Genomic DNA, 20052 nt, shown 5'->3' on the forward strand with positions numbered 1-20052 from the left:
CAATCAATGTGTTTATAAATTTTATAATTCGGATGAACCATTCAGGAGAAGGTCTATTGATCTACCGACGGGGCAAAAAGTTGTTATACCAGCTTTGAAACTCTCAGGTCTTGGTTACAAGTAGAACTGCATGGGGACGAATCTCTGGAGAGACTCCCTCTCGCTTTCATAGAGCGCGGAGGAAAACGAGCACCGAAGGAGCAAATCCGCTACTATAGCGGATAATCTCTCAGGTAAAAGGACAGAGACAAGCGAAAGAAAATGCCGATTTGTATCGGTTTATTTTTCTATCACTTGTTTCTCCAGAGACCATTTCATTTACTTGAAGTGGTTTTTATTTTTTCTAAATAAAGGAGAATAAAGATGGAGACAGTAAGTAAAGTATTAGAACAAATGAATCAATACGTGTGGGGATTACCAACTTTATTGCTACTCGTTGGAACAGGTATCATTCTCACAGTGCGTTTAAAAGGTTTACAGTTTAGTAAACTATTATACGCTCACAAACTAGCATTTAAAAAATCAGAAGATACCTCTTCTTCTGGAGATATTAGTCACTTCCAAGCACTTATGACAGCTATGGCCGCAACGATTGGTATGGGAAATATAGCCGGTGTTGCAACAGCTGTTACAATTGGTGGTCCTGGTGCAATATTTTGGATGTGGATTACCGCTTTATTCGGTATGGCAACAAAGTATGCCGAGGCAATACTTGCAGTAAAATACCGTGTTAGTAATGAAAATGGTGAATATTCAGGTGGACCAATGTATTATTTAGAGCGTGGTTTAGGTAAGAAATGGCTGGCAGTATTATTCGCTATATTCGGCACAACTGCTTCTTTCGGTATTGGTAATATGGTGCAATCTAACTCAGTTGCAGAGGCAATGCGAATTAATTTCTCTTTCCCTCCTGCTTTAACTGGTATAGTAATGTCATTTTTAATCGCAATTGTTATTTTAGGCGGTGTAAAAAAAATTGGGAAAGTGACGGGATATGTCGTTCCTATTAAAGCTTTCTTTTATATAATTGCTGGTCTTATAATTATTTTCTATCACTACGACCAAATTCCAGAAGCTTTTTCACTTATTTTTTCTGGTGCATTTAATGGTACAGCAGCTGCTGGTGGTTTTATTGGGGCAACAGTTGCATCAGCTATTCAAATCGGAATGGCGCGTGGTGTATTTGCGAACGAAGCTGGTTTAGGGAGTGCCCCTATTGCCGCGGCGGCGGCAAAAACCGATTCGCCTGCAAAGCAAGCTTTAGTTTCAATGACTGGTACTTTTCTAGATACGTTTATTGTATGTACAATTACAGGACTAGTATTAATTACTACAGGTGCTTGGAGATCTGGTAAAACTGGCGTTGAAGCTACAACACTTGCATTCCAATCTGTATTTGGTACTGCTGGTAGTATGATTCTCGGTATCGCAATTATTTTATTTGCCTACTCTACTATTTTAGGCTGGTCGTATTATGGAGAAAAATGTGTAGCTTATTTATTCGGAGAAAGTGCAGTTAAATATTATAAAGCAATCTTTATTGTTATGATTGCAATTGGTGCTAATTTAAAGCTAGGAATCGTATGGACATTTGCTGATATTGCAAATGGACTTATGGCAATTCCAAACTTGATTGGTCTAATTGGATTAAGTAGTATTGTTGTTGCTGAAACGAATCGCTTTTTACAAGCAGAGAAATTGAAAGAAAATAATAAAAAACAGGCAAGTTAATCTATGAAAAAAGGAATGACTCATACATGATGAGCGTTCCTTTTTTCATCCCCTCTTTTACTTAATTACTATCATTAAAAATATATTTATATCAATATTTACTCCTTTTTATTCCTTCAAAAGTTTTTAACATAAATGTCATAAATCGTATGGTCTAACTATATAGTTGAAAAGGAATGCGACATTAAGGTGTCACTGAAAAACTCATCCAAGAAAAGGGAGGAAAAATCTTTTGAAAAACAAAATCATCGTTTTCCTATCTGTTTTGTCATTTATTATTGGTGGTTTCTTCTTTAACACGAATACTTCAAGCGCTGAAACATCATCTACTGATTACGTTCCTAACCAATTAATCGTTAAGTTCAAACAAAATGCATCTTTAAGTAATGTGCAATCTTTTCATAAATCTGTCGGAGCTAATGTCTTATCTAAAGATGATAAGTTAGGTTTTGAAGTCGTACAATTTTCAAAAGGTACTGTAAAAGAAAAAATAAAGAGCTATAAAAATAATCCAGATGTGGAATATGCAGAACCGAATTATTACGTTCACGCCTTTTGGACTCCAAACGACCCATATTTTAATAATCAATACGGGTTACAAAAGATTCAAGCTCCACAAGCTTGGGATAGCCAACGAAGTGATCCTGGTGTAAAAGTAGCTATTATTGATACAGGAGTTCAAGGCTCACACCCTGATCTGGCTTCGAAAGTAATTTCTGGGCATGATTATGTTGATAACGACAATACATCTGATGATGGTAATGGTCATGGTACACATTGCGCTGGAATTACTGGAGCACTTACGAATAACAGCGTCGGAATTGCTGGTGTTGCCCCACAAACTTCAATTTATGCTGTCCGCGTATTAGATAATCAAGGAAGTGGTACTCTTGATGCTGTAGCGCAAGGTATTCGAGAAGCTGCTGATTCGGGTGCAAAAGTAATTAGTTTAAGTTTAGGAGCTCCAAATGGTGGTACTGCATTACAACAAGCCGTTCAATATGCATGGAATAAAGGGTCTGTTATAGTTGCAGCTGCTGGAAATGCTGGAAATACAAAAGCTAATTACCCTGCTTATTACAGCGAAGTAATTGCAGTTGCTTCTACAGATCAATCAGATAGAAAATCTTCATTCTCTACTTATGGTAGCTGGGTAGATGTTGCAGCACCAGGTTCAAATATATATTCAACATATAAAGGAAGCACGTATCAATCATTAAGTGGTACATCTATGGCAACACCTCATGTTGCAGGAGTCGCAGCTCTTTTAGCAAATCAAGGATATAGCAATACACAAATCCGCCAAATTATTGAGTCTACTACTGATAAAATTAGTGGTACAGGTACGTACTGGAAAAACGGTAGAGTCAATGCATATAAGGCTGTACAATACGCTAAGCAATTACAAGAAAATAAAGCTTCTTAAGAAAACTTTAATCAGTCGATCTACCATGAATGCAGAATAAAATAGAAGGAGAGACTTCTATAATTAAAGCCTCTCCTTCTTACAAACTATATTACTCTCCCTGCTTTTTAACCATATGTAAATACAGTACAAAATCCATCATTGTCGATGAATGACCAAGTTGACGAATCATCGCTGTTATATTTCCTCTATGATATGTACCATGATTTACGACATGTTGCACTAATTCTAAAATCGAAGTTTCTAATTTCCCTACGTATGGATTCTCAATAACAAATACAGCATTCACATCTTGTATTGTAATTAAAAACTCTTTATATTGATTTGCCATGTTTTCAAACATTTTTTCTAATTCATGTAACGATTTAGTTTCAATTTGTTTTCGTAAATCTTCTCGGTCTTGTATTGCTTCATTCATACTTTTACCATGCAATATATGTAACCACACTTGATCTGTAATATAAATATGCACAAAAGTATCCTTAATGGATGGGAATACACTCTGTATCTGCTCATTAAAAATTGTCTCATAGTTTGGTAACTCTTTTAATCGATTGAATAATCTAGTATTAGCCCAAGCATGATAATCACACTGTTTTAATATATAATCTTTCAATTTATATTACCTCCTTATTGTATGAAACGAATGGTTTGTTTCTTCATTTCTGATTCTCTATCAGCCTTTGCAATCCCTTTTTCTTTCATTTCATGCTTATTTATCGTTTTATATTTTACATACGTATAAAATTCTGTTTGAAATGGAAATGGTGTAATCCGAATTGTTTCCTCGTCCACCCATTCAGCTTGAATAAGTTTCTCCTCTTTACTATTAAACATTTCTGTTCCTTCAAAACCATCTTTAAATAAGTCAATTTCATCTTTCTTTTTGACACCAGGCTTATTCATACATACGTATAAAGAAAGTTCATCACAAAACTTTAATAATCTATAATGCTTATCGAACATCGCAAACTGTTTCTTTGTTAACGTTTTCAAAATTCTTTTTTGTCGTTCTAATTCATGTTTATAAAATGACATCATCTCTTCATCTTCCTCGTTTAGTGGAAATGATAAAAAATGTTTACTACAAAGCAATGCCCCGTATGGATTAGAATTTTCAATTTCATTCAATCCAATCGTATAAAAAACAAAACGTAATGGGCTTGGACAATCCATAAATGTATATGGAATATTTTTAGCATCATTCAAAATTGGTACTTTATCAAGCTCTATCCATCCTCTGTCATGCTCATATATTGCATCAACTGTTTCTTTTAAATATGTTTTATCTTCAAAAAAGTCTTCTTTTATATGCTTTGCAATCTCTCCAGCCAAAAAACCATGATCATGTTGACGAATTAAAATACTTTCCTTCTCATTTTTTTCACGAAAAATCATTCGTATACTCCCCCTCATCCTCATATTAAAGCTTTTTATATGCATCGATTCTTAATTAATCCCTAAATAATAGAAGGGATTCAGTCTCTTGCAACGAAATTAACATAATTATATAGTATTCTTTCTAATCATAGTGATAGCTTTATCTTTACTATCTATTATACTAAAACATTCATTCCAAAAATTTTTTTATGAGGTGAAAACATGAACAAAACAGAATTAATTAAAAACGTAGCTCAATCAGCTGATATTTCTCAAAAGGACGCTTCTGCAGCTGTACAATCCGTATTTGACACAATTGCTAATGCATTACAATCTGGAGATAAAGTTCAACTAATCGGGTTTGGAACTTTTGAAGTACGCGAAAGATCTGCTCGTACAGGACGTAATCCGCAAACTGGCGAAGAAATTCAAATCGCCGCTGGTAAAGTTCCTGCATTTAAAGCAGGTAAAGAATTAAAAGAAGCTGTTAAATAAAAACAAGAAACCAGCCATTTTATAGGCTGGTTTCTTGTTTTTATTTAAGCAATTGCTTTATATTCTCTGCATGATACACTTCACAAATATAAAATACACATTTGCAGTTACTTACAATTTGATACTTTCTAGTTGGATACACATTCGCTGTAACAGAACATCCATCAAACAATTCAATAATATTTCCAGATGGCTGATATCCTTCATATAATACGTTTCTTCTTACTTCCATCTTTTCTATAAGCTTTTCAACAGGAATATTTCCACTCTCTAATTCACTCTTTATTGCGTCCGGTAAAAACGAAGTGTCTGCAAAAATTAGATTTTCAGATAACACCTTTCCTTTATAACTAACATTAGATACACGGTAAAGAAATGTTCCATCTTTATCAAAGAAATTCTTTGCTTCTTTCGGAATGTACTGTCTACCAAGTGCCTCTTGTTCAAGAACATCAAACTGAACTGTATCATTTAAAAGCTTTTCTAAAGCATGAATGGATGATGTATCTCCAGAAAATAAAATATTTTTAATTGCTTGTACATTATAAGTGAATTCATTCTTTCTATTTTCCGCTACTAACATGAGGAACACCTCTTCTGTAATTTTTTTATTTAAGATTTAAAAGTGCTGCCGCGTCTAATTGCGTAATTTCAGTCACTTCCTTACTGAATATTGCAACAGAAGCCCTATAATCTAAACTAGGCCTTACATCTTCCATCATTGTATTACTTGCTAACTCTTGTCTATCCTTAAAAACCAACAAGTTTGGAGGATCATTTGGAGCTGATACTGTAATATGTACTGGTGGAATCATTAGTCCTTCACCTGTCGCTTTCAGCACCGCTTCTTTTCGAGTCCAATATGTTAAAAAACCTTCTATTTTCTGTTCATTTGGCAGTTTCATAACTTGCGCTATTTCAATGTCTGTTAATACACCTTCTGCCATTTTCATAACATCTATACTTGGATTCATTTGTTCTACATCTATGCCAACAGGTGCAGATTTTGTAAATGCAACGACAACCCACTCACCTGAATGCGAAACGGATAATTGCGGCATACCTTCTGGTAATTGTGGTCTTCCATGCTGCAATTTACATACTGAGCACATTCGATCAATTGGTACTTGGACTGGTGACATAGAAAGTATCTTGCCGAGAACTAATCTACTTATTACGCAACCTATTATAAAACGAGCTCGATCTGCCGAATGATGATACGAATTTGCTTTCTCTCGCTCTATATCATTTAGTAAATTGTAATGCCATGATTGTAAATCCGAAATTCTTGCCCACCATATTTGACAATCATTCTCATTCAAAGTTGGAATAGAATCTACAACTTTACTTTCTATCATGTAAACTCTCCTTTATTCAACGAATATCAATTTTCATAAAAAAGCATACGTATATTGTTATTCATTGACAAGTACTTTCTCTTTTTCTGATACAGATAATGTTTTTTCTTTCTTCTTTGACATTACCTCTTTATCGGAAATACGTAAAGAAAATAGTAGTGCTATGAGCAAAAATATTGCTGAACCAATTAATGCTGCTTGATATGGTAAAAAATCGGATTGAACGTTATTACCTCCAAAACCAGCTAGTATACTAGCTAAAACCGCTACTCCTATTGCTGAACCTAGTCGATTTTGCACATTGAATATAGTAGTCGCTCTCCCCATAGAAGGCGGCGTGATATTGTTAAAGGCAGAAAATTGAACCGCACCGACAGATTGACCTAAGAAAATACCGATACCAAACAATAATGCCCGGATTTGCCACGGATTCGTATCGTGATTTACAAAACTCAATAAAACAAATATAACCGCCGTACATATTAATCCAATAGAAATTACCTTTCGAGCTCCTAATTTCTTATATGACCATGGTACAATTTGTGAAGAAATCATTAATCCAATCGCCTCTGGAAATGTCGTAAGTCCTGATTCCAGTGCAGAAACTCCTATCACATTTTGATACATAAGAGGAAAAACAAATAACATTCCTAATAAACCAGCTGATGAAAATAATGATATAATGCTCATCTTTCTAAAGACTGGTTCTTTTAATAAGCGTAAATCTAACATCGGTTGCTTTACTTTCAGTTCTACAATTATAAACAATGTAATGAATACAACCCCAGCTATCCCAGTACTCATAATTTCTGGAGAAATCCACCCTTTTGATGGTCCCTGGCTGAGTGCATATATGAGCATCGCAAATCCTGGTGCTGATAAAATAAAGCCGAGCGAATCAAAGCGACCAGCTGATTTTTCAACATGTTCTGCTAAAAATAGAAGTCCAAATAGCAATGCAACGATTCCAAACGGTAGATTAATATAAAATGCCCAACGCCAAGACATTTGCTCTACAAAGAAACCACCGATGATAGGACCAATTGCTGGTGCTACAGCAATTGGAAGTATAATGAACCGGGAAATCTTCGGTCTTTCCTCTGGTGAAAATGTTCGAAATAACATCGCCATTCCGACCGGTGTTAAAAGCCCTCCGCCAGCACCTTGAATAATACGGAAAATATTCAATGAAGTAATATCGTTAGCCATTCCGCATAAAGCAGATGCAATTGTAAATACGAAAAGAGCAATTAAAAATACTCTTTTCGTACCAAAACGATCTCCTAACCAACCAGAAATCGGAAGGAAAACAGCTAAACTAACTAAATATCCAACATTCACCGTCCCCATTGCAGATGGAGGTACTTGTAGTTCTCTACTTATCGTTTGCAGTGCTACATTTACAATCGTTGCGTCCATCGCAGCCATAAACATCGCAGTTATATAAACGATACTTACAACTACTTTTGGATTTAGTTTTTCTTTCATTATCGTTTTCCTACTAATGTTTTTTCGCGAACTTGATTACCTTGTGGATTCAAATCTTTCCAGTTATATTCAACATATTCTAAGCAGCTCTGCCTACTAGCTTCTTCATATACGACATTCCAGCCAATAGGTACATCGAGAAAAGCAGGCCAGAGAGAATACTGGCCCTCCTCATTTATTAATACTTTATATGTGTAATTATCATTTTCAAATGGATTCGTCATACTCTACTTACCCCTTTCTTATTCTGCAAATATTTCGCTAATACTTGTCCAATTTCCGTAAGTGGACCTGGCTGACATAGATCTTTATGTCTACAATCAATATCGTGCTGCACAATTTGCCCATCTAAATAATTTAGCCACGTATTTGGAGAAATAGGATCAAACCAGTCTGGTATAACAGTAGATCTAAAGAATAAGATATCTCCGTTATAAACTTTCGGTACATATTTCCCTAACAACCCTACTGAATTTACATATGTTTCTTTCAAGTTCAATATAGTCTCTTCTTCAAGACTTGCTAATGCACTTCCATCTTTACGAAGGATTTCAACTGCACTTTCCATTGTAAGTGGTTTACCATCCATGTTATCTGGGTCATATCCGCCTAAAGCAAGTAATGCGATTAACGCTTCCTCTTCAGTAGGCGCTTCCGTATTCGGTAAGAAGTGTCCAGGATAAGAGTCAAGCATAACGAGTAATTCTACTTCTTCCCCTTCATTTTGTAATTGCGCCGCCATTGCATGCACAACATTTCCTCCAAGCGACCAACCTAGTAAACGATATGGTCCATGAGGCTGTACTTCACGAACATGTTTCAAGTAATCCGCCGCCATCTCCTCTAAACTTTTTGGAAGTTCTTCATTTTTAGCAATACCTCGTGCTTGTACACCATAGATTGGATAATCTGTTCCTAAAGATTTCATAAGTCCTGCATAGCACCAACTTAATCCACCAGCTGGATGTACACAAAATAGTGGTAATTGATCCCCGCTTGCTCGTAATGGAAGCAACACATCAAGTGCACTTTGACCATTCCCCATCTCAAGTCTTTCAGCTAACCCTGCAACAGTCGGTGCTGCAAATAAAGTGCCAATATTTAGTTCCACTCCAAGCGCCTCTTTCATGCGGCTCATAAGTTGCACTGCAAGGAGTGAATGGCCACCAAGATCAAAGAATCCGTCATCAATTCCAATTTGAGGTACACTTAGCACTTCTGTAAACAAGTCACATAACATTTCTTCTTGCGGTGTTCTTGGACCACGACTAGAAGATGATGCAATAAATTCTGGAGCTGGCAATGCCTTTCTATCTAATTTACCGTTTGGAGTTAAAGGTAACTCATTTACTACTACAAAAGCGTATGGAACCATATAATCTGGTAAACTACCACTAGCAAACTGACGCATTTCATTCGTATCAATCGCTTTATTATTTGATGCAACGATATAAGAAACTAACCGTTTATCCCCTGGTTGATCTTCACGTACAATAACGGCTACTTGCTCAACTTTAGGGTGCTTCATTATGACTGCTTCTATTTCTCCTAATTCAATTCGGAACCCACGAATTTTGATTTGATGATCTGCACGTCCTATATAATCTAGCGTCCCATCTTTACGCCAGCGAGCTAAGTCTCCTGTACGATACATTCTTGTACCTGGCTTGCCAAATGGATCTGCGATAAAGCGTTCAGCCGTTAATCCTGCTCTTCCTAAATATCCACGCGCAAGCCCTGCACCTGCAACATACATTTCTCCAACTACTCCAGGTGGCACTGGTTGTAAATAGTTGTCTAACACATACACTTTAAGGTCAGGTATACTGCACCCAATTAAACTATTTGCTCGTAAAGAGACGATAGTTTCATCTATTTCAATATAACTAACATGTACTGTCGTCTCCGTAATACCGTACATATTAATAAGCTTTGGTGCGTTATGAGGATGTCGACTATACCAATCTTCTAAGCGACTTAGCTCAAGTGCTTCTCCTCCAAAAACAACATATCGTAAAGATAATTTTTGACCAATCTCTTCATTTTCACGATCTGCTTGCATCAATTGATAGAACGCTGATGGAGTTTGGTTTAAAACCGTAACCTTTTCTTTAACAAGAAGCTGTAAAAATTCTTTCGGCGAGCGACTTACAGTATGTGGCACTACAACTAAACGCCCTCCATATAATAAAGGTCCCCAAATTTCCCAAACCGAGAAATCAAAAGCATATGAATGGAACATCGTCCAAACATCGTTTTCGTCAAACTGGAACCAATGATCAGTTGCTCCTAAAAGTCTTACTACATTTTGATGAGGTATCATAACGCCTTTCGGTCTACCCGTTGACCCTGACGTATAAATAACGTAAGCAATATGTGATGGAGATAATGGCTTAATGCGTTCCACTTCATCAATATTGTCTTCACTATATTTCTCAACTTCTGCTATTACTTTTACATTATCAATTAAAACTTTTAGTGCCTCATTACATTCAATTTCCACTTCTGAATTCGTTAAAACACATGATGGTTTCGCATCGTGTAGCATAAATGAAATACGGTCTGCTGGGTAATCTGGATCTAACGGAAGGTATCCAGCACCAGCTTTAAGAACAGCTAATAAGCTTACAACCATGTTTAATGATCTTGGCATCGCTAAAGCAACGAGTTGATCAGGACCAATCCCTTTTGCTATTAGGAATCGAGCTATTTTATTTGCTTTTCTATTTAACTCTTCATAAGTTAATTTCTTATCTTCAAAGACAACAGCAATAGAATTTGGATTTATATGAGCCTGCTTTTCAAATAATTGTGGCAATGTCATTTCTGGTGCAATTTGAAAACCACCATTCCACTTTTCTAACACTGTATTTTTCTCTGCTACAGTTAATATTTCTAATGTGCCAATTGATCGATCCGGATGTTTCGCTGCATCATCTAATAACAAAATAAATCTTTCTATTAGTTTTTGAACCGTTTCACGTTTATATAAATCGGTACTAAACTCTAGTAATCCATGTAAACCGTTCGGAGTACCGTCACCCCCGTTACTCTCACTAATTTCAAATGTTAAGTCAAATTTTGCAGAACCGACGCTTTGAATTTCAAGGCTCGCTTCTATATCCGGGGCATCAAAGATTGCTTCTGGCGTATTTTGGAAAGCTAACATAACTTGAAACAACGGGTGGCTGTTTCGAGTACGCACTGGGTTTAACACTTCAACGAGTCGTTCAAATGGAACATCTTGATTTTCATAAGCTGCAAGATTTGTCTGCTTTACTCTATTCAATAATTCTTTAAAACTTGGATCTCCTGATGTATTTGTACGTAACACTAATGTATTTACAAATAAGCCGACTATGTCAGAGAGTACATCATCATTTCTTCCAGCAATCGGACTTCCAATTGGTATATCAGTGCCTGCACCTAATCTTGTAAATAGTGCACTAAGCCCTGCTTGCAATACCATAAACAAACTAGCTCCATTTTCACGTGCAAGCTCTACTAACCTACTATGCATACCTTCATCTATATGAAAATGAATTGTTTCCCCGCGGTAACTCGTCTCAATTGGACGCTGGAAATCTGTAGGTAACTCCATTTGGTCTGGTAAACCTTTAAGTTCTTCTTTCCAAAAATCTAATTGTGTTGAAATAAGACTCTCTGGTGTCGTTTCATCACCTAGCAATTGCTGTTGCCAAAGTGCATAATCTGCGTATTGAACGGGAAGTGACTCCAGCTGAACTCTGTCACCTTGACATCGCGCTTTATACGCCGCTGTAAAGTCTCTCGTTAACGGCTGTAATGACCAGCCATCACCTACAATATGATGTAATAGAATTAATAATACATGTTCGTTTTCACTCACTGTAAAAAGTTGCAAACGAACTGCCGGCTCAAAATCGAGGTTAAAACTATACCTTACCGCCTCTGAAAGTACACTTTCTAATTCATCTTTACATGTATTAGTTATAACCATTTCTAGATTTAAGTTTTCCATATCTAAAATTTTCTGATAAGAACTACCTAATACGTTAGGGAAATTTGTTCTAAGTGTTTCATGTTTCTCAACTACATCATAAAAAGCACCTTGTAATGCTTCCCGATTCAATATTCCATTCATACGAATGACTAGCGGAATATTATAAGTAGGACTTGGACCTTCTAAACAATTTAAGAACCATAACCTGCGCTGTGCAAATGAAAGTGGAACTTCATTTGGCCTACTTGCTTTCTGAATAGCTGGTCTTGCACTTTTTGCATCGTTTAATTGTTTCGCCAGTTCGGCAACAGTTGGTGATTCAAATAGTTTCCCGATTCCTAATTCCACACTTAACGTTTCACGAATTCTTGCCATTAAACGAGATGCGAGAAGTGAATGTCCACCCATTTCAAAGAAATTATCATCAATGCTAATTCGAGAAACACCAAGTACTTCTGCAAATAAATCACATAATATTTCTTCTTTCGGATTTCTAGCAACTCTCTCATTGTTCATTCCATTAAAATCAGGAGCAGGTAATTTCTTTCTGTCAACCTTACCATTTGGCGTTAATGGTAATTCTTCTAGCACAACAAATGCCGATGGTATCATATAATTCGCTAAACTTTCTGAAACATAAGAACGAATTTCTGAAAGATTAATCGGTTCCTTTTCTTCTGCAACGATATACGCAATGATGCGTTTATCATTTGGACGATCTTCTCGTACTATTACTACCGCTTGTTGAATATTTTCATGTCGTTGTAATACCGTTTCAATTTCAGCTAATTCAATTCGGAATCCACGAATTTTAATTTGATGATCTGCGCGACTAATGTACTCTAACGCACCATCACTACGCCATTTCACAAGATCTCCTGTACGGTACATGCGCTTCCCTGATTCTCCATAAGGATTTGCAACAAACCGTTCAGCTGTTAACTCAGGTTTTCCTAAATATCCGCTTGCAAGTCCTTCCCCTGCAATATATAATTCCCCAATAACTCCAGGTGGAACTGGTTGTAACCCTGCATCCAATACATACACTTCTGTATTGCAAATTGGCTTTCCAATAGGAGGTATACCCTTTTCACCTTCATCAATGTTCATGAAAGTAGACCAAATCGTCGTTTCAGTTGGTCCATATAAATTAGTTATTGAGCAACCTAATTCTTTTAATTTATTTGCTAAATGCGCTGAAAGAGCTTCACCACCAACTAGTATGTTTAGCCCTTGTAGCTTCTCTGGATAATCAGTTACTAACGCCTGCCAAAGCGTCGGTGTAGCCTGCATAATGGCCACTCTTTCTTCATGTAAAAGTGTCGTTAATGCAGAAGGCTCTTGTATGTCTTCTTTTTGCGCAATTGTTAAACTTGCACCACTAATAAGAGGTAAATAAATTTCTAGAGCAGAAATATCAAATGCAAACGTTGTAACTGCTAATAAATGATCATTTTCATTTAATGAAAACTTTTGTTGCATAGCCATTAAAAAGTTACTTAAACCTCTCATAGGAACAATTACACCTTTTGGGTTTCCTGTTGAGCCTGAAGTATATATTGTATAGGCTGGGTTTAAAAGTGATGCATCATTCTTACATGCTATATTCATACGAGAATATGTATATAACGCTAGTTTCGTTTCTTCTTCATCTAATACAATTTTTTTCATATCATTTTCTATAACTAACTTAGATGAAACAGATGAATGTGTTATGATACAAACTGGTTTTGCATCATTTACTATATAATTAATTCTTTCTGCTGGGTATTCTGGATCTATTGGTAAATACGCTGCACCAGCCTTTAAGACTGCTAGCATACTAACTACCATTTCTATTGATCTAGGGAATACTAAAGCTACAAACTGGTTTGGTCTTATTCCTTCTTCTACTAAATAATGTGCTAGTTCATTCGCTCGTTCATTTAGCTCTTTATACGTAAGGTTTACACCGTCACAAGTAATGGCTAGTTTATTGGGATTTTTTTGCACTTGTTTTTCAAATGATATAGGCAGACTGATTAACTCATCGTCTTCCTTCGTTTCATTCCATTCCAATAAAACTTTATGATTTTCTTCAGGCAGAGTAATGTTTATTTTTCCAATCGACTCGTTTTTCTCATAATTATTTACTACTAATTCAAATAGATTCATAAATCTTTCTTTATGCAATGCTAGCTCCGCGCCATTATATACTTCAGGATTTGCATCAAAATGAATCATTAGCTCATTTTGATCAAAACGTTTATATACATTTATTGATAAATCATCGACAGGTCCTGCTGATAAATTATGCGTAATACCACGATTTCCAGCAAAATTTAGCCCGTAATCAAAAGGCATAACATTCACTAACGGTCCAAACAACCTTTGATTTTCACCTAGTAACTTTAAGTCTCTTCTTAATTCCTCATGACGGTATTTATAATGGCGACGTACATCTCGGATTTCTTTAGAAACTTGTTGCAATAATTCCGCAAGAGTTATATTTGGAGTTACTGTAATACGAAGTGGCACTAAATTCATTACCATACTTGGTGTATGAATAGATACCGAACCTAGACGTCCCATCATCGGTAAACCTAAAACAATATCATGTGCACCTGTTAACTTATGCATATAAATACTTGTTACAGCGACAATGAATTCCGGCCAACTTGTTAACGAAATATTGATATCTTCTAATAAAGTTTTCGTGCTAGAACTAGATAAATAAGCTGTTTCTCGTGAAAATCCATTTGATGTTCTCGGTGCTCGCTCTGCCAAGCTTACAACTTCTGGTTCATCCGCAAATTTTTCTAACCAAAAAGTACGATCTTCCTGAAATTTTTTAGACTCACGATACTCAATATCTTCTTGTACGACTTTTGTAAGAGAATCAAATGGCTTTTCATTCTTGTTTGTTTCTTCTATAAGTGATGTATACTCATTCGCTACTTTTTGGCTAAGAAGTGAAAATCCATAGCCATCCATCACAATGTGATGGATGCGCTGATACCAAAAGAAACGATTATTTTCAACTTGAATAAGTGCTTCAGTAAATAATGTATCTTTTTTCAAATCGACTGGCATAGATAAATCATTTTTCATCCATACTTTAGCAGCTTCTTCAGGGTTTTCTTCTTTACGAACGTCAATAAAATGCATATGAAACTGTGATTCTTCAATAACTTGCCATGGGCCAATTTCATCCTCCTCGAAGCGAACATGAAGTGCTTCTGCTTCCATTACAACTTTACGTACAGCTAATTCGAAAATTTCTTGATGAATATTTCCGTTTATTTCTACATATTCCCCAGTATTGTAAATTGGATTAAGCGGATCTAATTGTTGCGCAAACCACATACCAGACTGCGCAGATGATAACGAATGACGAATCTTTTGACTGTTAGGCATTCTTTACTACCCCTTTATTATGTAGTCTATTTGTTACAGCACCTGTGCTGTTTGTGAAGATAGTAAACTGTACCAACCTGCAACAGTTGGACGTTCTGCTAAATGTGCAAAAGTGATTTCTTTCCCTTCACGACGCCACTTCTCTACTAAACTCATAATTCTGACCGAATCAAGCCCTCTATTTAATAAGTCCTCATCAATATCAATACTCTCTACTGGCTCACGAAGTAGTTGTGCAACTAGTTCATGCACTTCCTGTATAGTGATTCCTTCACTCTCATCATCTTTTACACTTTGTAAATCGTTTAACAGTAGGTTTGTTGATGTCGTTACTGCACATCTATTAGATGCATACTCCAATGCTTGTTTATGATGCTCTAGTGAAAAATCAGCAACTGCATCTGCTACAAAGAACGGCTCTATACCATCCATAAATGCTTCACAAGCTGTTAAAAGACAGCCAATATGCGCATAAATACCGCAAATAATGAGTTGATCTTTTCCTTGTTCATTTAAAATTTCTAATAGATTTGTCTTTTTAAATGCACTATATCTCCATTTTGTGAGGAATATATCATCCTCATCAGGAGTAAGTTCATCAACAATTTTCTTTTTATCTGGTCCAGCAGGTATACCGTCACCCCAAAAGTCTTGTAATAAACCTCGTTGTTCTAACGTTTGCCCACCAGGTTGTGCTGTATAAACAACTGGTATACCAAGTTCCTTACATTTTTCTCTTATCATTTTTATATTTGAAATAAGTTCTACTTTTGGTGATTCTTTATCGCTATATGCATCAAGAAAATATTCTTGCATGTCATGAATTAAAAGTACTGCACGTTTCGGATCTGGTGTCCAATTCACTTTATTTTTTGGTAGTTCTGATTCAATTGGCATTTTATATACTGAAATAGATGGGATAGCCATCTAATCACTTCCTTCCGGTTTTTATTATTGTTTTACTGTAATAAGCTTTTCAGCAATGACTTTACGTAGTTCTTTTTTGCTGACTTTTCCGACTCCTGTTTGCGGGAATGCTTCAATAAATTCAATTCGATCTGGAATTTTATAAGCCGCTATACCACGTTCTCTTAAAAACATTTTTAATTCACTTACTGCTGGAACTTGTCCGCGAGCTATAACAAAAGCACAGGTGCGTTCACCTAAATAATCGTCAGGCATAGATACAATTGCTACGTCATGGACCGCATCGTGTGCTAATAGATGATTTTCAACTTCTTCCGCAGCAACTTTCTCACCACCGCGGTTAATTTGATCTTTATCTCTTCCTTCTACAATGATGTATCCTTGTTCATTTACTTTTACAAGATCACCTGTGCGATAAAATCCATCCTTTGTAAATGATCGTGCATTATGCTCTTCGGCTTTATAGTAACCACGAATTGTATATGGACCTCTTGTTAATAAACTACCTACTTCGCCAGGTTGTACATCGTTGTCATTTTCATCAACAACTCGTACTTCATCGAGTGCAGACATTGGTCTACCTTGTGTATAAATAATAAATTCTTCCGGATCATCTAATCTTGTATAGTTCACTAATCCTTCCGCCATACCGAACACTTGCTGTAACGTACATCCAAATGTAGGACGTATACGTTTTGCAACCTCAGCGCTAAACTTAGCACCACCTACTTGAATAATCTCTAGGCTTGATAAATCGGCATTACGAGAAGATGCAGCATCAAGCCAAATCATTGCTAATGGCGGAACGAGCGCTGTAATTGTAACTTTTTCTTTTTCGATAAGAGCAAAGGCCTCATCTGGACTACCACCAGTTGCCAATACCACTTTTCCACCCGCATAGAAAGTTCCAAATGTCCCTGGAGAACTCATTGGGTAATTGTGTGCTACTGGAAGAACTGCCATATAGACGCTTTCTGCATTCAAATTACAAATTTCAGCGCTAACACGTAAACTATAAATATAGTCATCATGTGTTCTAGGAATTAATTTAGAAAGACCTGTTGTGCCTCCTGATAATTGGAGAAATGCAACATCACTTGGCTGAACTTCTGGTAATGAGACGGGATCCATATACAGATCATTTATGTTCACAAACTCTTCTTCTTCTCCCACTACAATTACATGTTGTAACGTTGGCACTTTCTCTTTCACTTCTCTTGCTAATTTTCGATAATCAAAACCGAGAGCCTTATCTGAAATAACGTAAGCGCTCGCCTCGCCAAACTCACAAAAATAACTAATTTCACTGCTTCGATGTGAAGGTAGTGCAAAGACAGGAAGCGCTCCAATTCGAAATAGTGCAAAACATATTTCGAAAAACTCGATAATGTTAGGTAACTGGATTACAACTCTGTCCTCTTTCTTTATTCCTAAATTCAGTAAACCTGCTGCTAAACGATCTACCTTTTTATTAAGTTCACTATATGTTATATGCTTCTTACCACTTACAACCGCGATTCGATCTCCATATTTCTCAGCCCGCTCTCTTAACACTCCTCCAAATGTTTCACCAAGCCAACATCCTGCTTCTCGGTAACGATCGGCAAATTCTTTTGGCCATTCTGTATAACCTACTAGCATTCTTTCTTCCCCCTATTTTTCATTAAGTGAACTATCTCTTAACCCTAAAGCTTTTAGCATTGTTTGGAACTTAGCTGATGTTTCTGCTAACTCATCTTCTGGTTTTGACTCAGCAACAACTCCAGCTCCTGCATATAAACGAAGTGTATTTTCTTGTACTTCAGCACAACGAATTGTAACAATCCATTCTCCATCTCCATTTAAATCGCTCCATCCTAGCATTCCTGTAAAGAACTCGCGGTCAAATGGCTCAATATGCTGTATAGCTTCTCTTGCTTTTTCCATCGGAGTTCCGCAAACTGCTGGCGTAGGATGAAGGGCAATTGCTAATTGTAAAGAAGAAGTATTTGGATCCTTAAGTTCACCTTTCACTTCTGTAGACAAATGCCACATCGCTTCACTATGAATAACTGATGGCTTTTCTGGAACATGTAATGTATGACAATACGGACGAAGTGCAGCGACAACCGCTTCAACTACTACCGCATGTTCATGTAAATCTTTTGGCGAAGAAAGTAATTCCTCTGCTCTTCTTTTATCTTCTACTGGGTCCTCACTACGTGGCCTTGAACCAGCTAACGGGTTAGAAATAACTTGCATACCATTACGTGAAACAAGTAATTCAGGGCTTGCTCCAATTAGCGTCTTACTGTTCTCTTTTTCATCTTTCGGTAAATTTACAGCAAATGTATAACCATGCTTATTATGCTCTGCTAATTCTCGCAGAAGTTTTTGCTTATCAATCTTTTCGGAAGATTTAACATCTAACGATCTGGATAGAACGATTTTCTTTAAATCACCGTCCTGTATTTTTTCAATTCCTTGCTTCACACCATTCATATAAACTTCAGGGTCTGGCACTGGTGTCATTTCAAATGTTACATTCTCATTTGTTTCAAGCTGATTTGTTGTATCCAATTGTAAACGCTCAGAAATTCTGCTATATTCTGGTACGATGAGTTGGACTTCTTTTCTACGATCAAATGGCAAAGCACCCACAACGATAGGATTTGGATTTCCAGCTTGTTTCGCATTACTTAATGTCGCTTGCACAAGCTCTGGGAAACTTTCAATTTCACGATGCTTTACTGTAGTAAACTCTCCTTCTGCTAATATCGTTCGAGTTGGTGAAGCGAAAAAGAATGAAGATTCAGTCTTATAATCTTCTAAAAGTTTTTCTGACAATTCCTTTACAGCTATATGTTCATTCATAATATAATAACCTCCTGAATTTTTATTAAACTCCTAACGTAGCACCGCCATCAACACATAAATTGTGCATTGTAATATGACTTGCTCTATCTGAGGCTAAAAATAACACTGCTTCAGCAACTTCTGAAGGTTGTGCAATTTTTTGTAATGGAATTCCGAGTCTATATGTATTTTGAGAACCAGCAATTATATTTTTAGCTCCATTCTCATCAGCCCATAGTAATCTTTGCATCTCAGTTTCAGTAGAACCTGGAGAAACTAAGTTGCAGCGTATATTGTATGCCGCAAGCTCTAGTCCTAAACATTTCATAAACATCGTCGTTGCGGCCTTTGACGCAGCATACGCAGCCATCTCCATTCTTGGCGTATTTGCCGCATTTGAACCGACTGTAACAATTGCCCCCGATTTTCTTAACATCATATTTTTACTTACCGCTCGGGACATATTGAAAACCCCTGTAGTATTTACAGAGAATGTTTTATTCCAATCTTCATCACTTAACGAATGAATTGGTCCCATACGTAAAACCCCTGCAACATTTATTAAAATATCTATTGGCGCTATTTCATTTGCAATATGATTTACCATGTCTTCAACAGCGGCGCTATCACTCACATCTAAACGAAACGTTTTCATACGTGTATTGTTTAATTCATTTTGATTTAAGAGTACATTTAACCCCTCTTCATTTTGATCAACCGCAATAACTGTGGCTCCTCTTTCTAAAAACATTTTGGCAACGACACTGCCTATGCCTTGTGCTGCACCTGTTACTAAAACTGTTTTCCCATCAAATTCCCCTAAGTTCATTTTCTCTATCCTTTCACATAAACATTAATTTCATTAAGTAACACCGATGATATTGATTTTCATTATCAGTTGTGTTGTAAAAAATAATACACTTACTAAACTAATTGGTCAAGTGCGCATTACTTTAAAATCCATTTTATTGATAATGTTTTTCATTTACCATCTTACACCGAAATGATAATGTTTCTCAATAAACTTGTCAATC

Annotated in this window: 14 protein-coding genes and 1 riboswitch; of the genes, 3 read left to right on the top strand and 11 right to left on the bottom strand. The window is 36.4% G+C overall.

The annotated features are described in order from the left end of the window. Positions 1-134 precede the first annotated feature (134 nt). Positions 135-255: riboswitch (glycine riboswitch) on the top strand. A gap of 108 nt (positions 256-363) precedes the next feature. Together ACQGSG_RS17915 and ACQGSG_RS17920 are read left to right on the top strand one after the other, a co-directional pair. Continuing rightward, on the top strand, positions 364-1731 hold the full coding sequence (locus ACQGSG_RS17915) for an alanine/glycine:cation symporter family protein (RefSeq protein ID WP_016109930.1): 1368 nt from the start codon (positions 364-366) through the stop codon (positions 1729-1731). A 232-nt stretch (positions 1732-1963) separates the two neighbouring features. Continuing rightward, a complete protein-coding gene (locus tag ACQGSG_RS17920) occupies positions 1964-3157 on the top strand; it encodes a S8 family peptidase (RefSeq protein ID WP_325842613.1) in 1194 nt (397 codons plus the stop codon). Positions 3158-3248: 91 nt separating this feature from the next. Here ACQGSG_RS17920 and ACQGSG_RS17925 read toward each other — a convergent pair whose 3' ends face one another. Together ACQGSG_RS17925 and ACQGSG_RS17930 are read right to left on the bottom strand one after the other, a co-directional pair. Continuing rightward, a complete protein-coding gene (locus ACQGSG_RS17925; protein ID WP_000656270.1) occupies positions 3249-3773 on the bottom strand; it encodes a DinB family protein in 525 nt (174 codons plus the stop codon). Between the two features lie 14 nt (positions 3774-3787). Then, positions 3788-4555 carry a DUF3891 family protein gene (locus ACQGSG_RS17930; protein ID WP_000577284.1) on the bottom strand — a complete coding sequence of 256 codons (768 nt, stop codon included), beginning with the start codon at positions 4553-4555 and terminating at the stop codon, positions 3788-3790. 204 nt (positions 4556-4759) lie between these two features. On the opposite strand from ACQGSG_RS17930, the gene ACQGSG_RS17935 reads away from it, so the two are divergent. After that, positions 4760-5032: an HU family DNA-binding protein gene (locus ACQGSG_RS17935; RefSeq protein ID WP_001043905.1), complete on the top strand. Its 273-nt coding sequence runs from the start codon at positions 4760-4762 to the stop codon at positions 5030-5032. A 40-nt stretch (positions 5033-5072) separates the two neighbouring features. On the opposite strand, the gene ACQGSG_RS17940 is transcribed toward ACQGSG_RS17935, so the two are convergent. The 9 genes from ACQGSG_RS17940 to dhbA are packed head-to-tail and all read right to left on the bottom strand — an operon-like array spanning position 5073 to position 19847. After that, the gene (locus ACQGSG_RS17940; protein WP_000959126.1) at positions 5073-5615 is read right to left on the bottom strand and encodes a hypothetical protein; all 543 of its coding nucleotides are present in this window, start codon (positions 5613-5615) and stop codon (positions 5073-5075) included. A gap of 25 nt (positions 5616-5640) precedes the next feature. Next, the gene (sfp, locus tag ACQGSG_RS17945; RefSeq protein ID WP_000572999.1) at positions 5641-6390 is read right to left on the bottom strand and encodes a 4'-phosphopantetheinyl transferase Sfp; all 750 of its coding nucleotides are present in this window, start codon (positions 6388-6390) and stop codon (positions 5641-5643) included. A gap of 57 nt (positions 6391-6447) precedes the next feature. Then, positions 6448-7878 (bottom strand): MDR family MFS transporter, encoded by a 1431-nt coding sequence (locus tag ACQGSG_RS17950; protein ID WP_325842615.1) that lies wholly within the window; start codon positions 7876-7878, stop codon positions 6448-6450. Beyond that, complete coding sequence (locus tag ACQGSG_RS17955; protein WP_000184059.1) at positions 7878-8102, bottom strand: MbtH family protein; 225 nt, start codon at positions 8100-8102, stop codon at positions 7878-7880. Before ACQGSG_RS17955 ends, ACQGSG_RS17950 begins: the two co-directional genes overlap by 1 nt. Then, on the bottom strand, positions 8099-15256 hold the full coding sequence (locus ACQGSG_RS17960) for an amino acid adenylation domain-containing protein (RefSeq protein WP_426947746.1): 7158 nt from the start codon (positions 15254-15256) through the stop codon (positions 8099-8101). The genes ACQGSG_RS17955 and ACQGSG_RS17960 overlap by 4 nt, the downstream gene beginning before the upstream one ends. Positions 15257-15289: 33 nt before the next feature. Next, entirely contained in the window at positions 15290-16183 is an 894-nt protein-coding gene (locus ACQGSG_RS17965; protein WP_001007253.1) for an isochorismatase family protein, read from the bottom strand. 24 nt (positions 16184-16207) lie between these two features. After that, on the bottom strand, positions 16208-17824 hold the full coding sequence (locus ACQGSG_RS17970) for a (2,3-dihydroxybenzoyl)adenylate synthase (RefSeq protein WP_000960118.1): 1617 nt from the start codon (positions 17822-17824) through the stop codon (positions 16208-16210). 12 nt (positions 17825-17836) lie between these two features. Next, a complete protein-coding gene (gene dhbC / locus ACQGSG_RS17975; protein WP_001002076.1) occupies positions 17837-19036 on the bottom strand; it encodes an isochorismate synthase DhbC in 1200 nt (399 codons plus the stop codon). A 25-nt stretch (positions 19037-19061) separates the two neighbouring features. Beyond that, on the bottom strand, positions 19062-19847 hold the full coding sequence (gene dhbA / locus ACQGSG_RS17980) for a 2,3-dihydro-2,3-dihydroxybenzoate dehydrogenase (protein WP_001048430.1): 786 nt from the start codon (positions 19845-19847) through the stop codon (positions 19062-19064). Between the last annotated feature and the right edge of the window lie 205 nt (positions 19848-20052).

The organism is Bacillus sp. GMa5/1, assembly GCF_050172015.1.
GTDB lineage: Bacteria > Bacillota > Bacilli > Bacillales > Bacillaceae_G > Bacillus_A > Bacillus_A cereus.

Coding starts and splice junctions, on each gene's coding strand:
- ACQGSG_RS17915 (WP_016109930.1), top strand. CDS start 364: ATGGAGACAGTAAGTAAAGTATTAGAACAAATGAATCAATACGTGTGG.
- ACQGSG_RS17930 (WP_000577284.1), bottom strand. CDS start 4,555: ATGATTTTTCGTGAAAAAAATGAGAAGGAAAGTATTTTAATTCGTCAA.
- ACQGSG_RS17935 (WP_001043905.1), top strand. CDS start 4,760: ATGAACAAAACAGAATTAATTAAAAACGTAGCTCAATCAGCTGATATT.
- ACQGSG_RS17940 (WP_000959126.1), bottom strand. CDS start 5,615: ATGTTAGTAGCGGAAAATAGAAAGAATGAATTCACTTATAATGTACAA.
- sfp (WP_000572999.1), bottom strand. CDS start 6,390: ATGATAGAAAGTAAAGTTGTAGATTCTATTCCAACTTTGAATGAGAAT.
- ACQGSG_RS17950 (WP_325842615.1), bottom strand. CDS start 7,878: ATGAAAGAAAAACTAAATCCAAAAGTAGTTGTAAGTATCGTTTATATA.
- ACQGSG_RS17955 (WP_000184059.1), bottom strand. CDS start 8,102: ATGACGAATCCATTTGAAAATGATAATTACACATATAAAGTATTAATA.
- ACQGSG_RS17960 (WP_426947746.1), bottom strand. CDS start 15,256: ATGCCTAACAGTCAAAAGATTCGTCATTCGTTATCATCTGCGCAGTCT.
- ACQGSG_RS17965 (WP_001007253.1), bottom strand. CDS start 16,183: ATGGCTATCCCATCTATTTCAGTATATAAAATGCCAATTGAATCAGAA.
- ACQGSG_RS17970 (WP_000960118.1), bottom strand. CDS start 17,824: ATGCTAGTAGGTTATACAGAATGGCCAAAAGAATTTGCCGATCGTTAC.
- dhbC (WP_001002076.1), bottom strand. CDS start 19,036: ATGAATGAACATATAGCTGTAAAGGAATTGTCAGAAAAACTTTTAGAA.
- dhbA (WP_001048430.1), bottom strand. CDS start 19,847: ATGAACTTAGGGGAATTTGATGGGAAAACAGTTTTAGTAACAGGTGCA.